We start from the raw sequence: 395 nt of genomic DNA, 5'->3' as shown, positions 1-395 counted from the left end.
CCTCGTCCTCGCCGAGGTCGACCATGACCGCGCGCGCCCGCGGGGGCGTGCCGCTTCTCTCTTCCTCTTCTCCTTTTTCCTTTTTTCCTTTCTCTCCCCTTCTTCTTTCTCTCTCCCCCTCCCTCTCTCTTTTTCCTTTTCTTTTCCCTTCTTCTCCTCTTCTTCTCCTTTCTCTTTCTCTTCCCTCCTTCTCCTCTCTTTTTCTCCCTCCTCCTTCTCCTTCTTCTTCTTCTCTTCCTTCCTCCTCTCTCCCCTCTTTCCTCCCCCCTCCTCCCTTCTCCTCCCCTCCTCTCTTCCTCTTCCTCCTCTCTCTCCCTCTTCTCCCTTTCTCCCTCTTCCTCTCCCCTTTCTTCTCTTTCTTCTTCTTCTCTTCTTCCCTCTTCCCCTCTTTCCTC

At 53.7% G+C, this 395-nt stretch carries 1 pseudogene; it reads right to left on the bottom strand.

Annotation, left to right across the window (positions count from 1 at the left end):
* Positions 1 to 395: pseudogene (locus tag NR112_RS23295) on the bottom strand (hypothetical protein); the annotation flags it as partial.

It is taken from the genome of Terrabacter sp. Ter38 (assembly GCF_024519435.1).
Lineage (GTDB): Bacteria > Actinomycetota > Actinomycetes > Actinomycetales > Dermatophilaceae > Terrabacter.
Note: the sequence above shows the minus strand (reverse complement) of the source record. Positions and strands in the feature narration are given on the sequence as shown.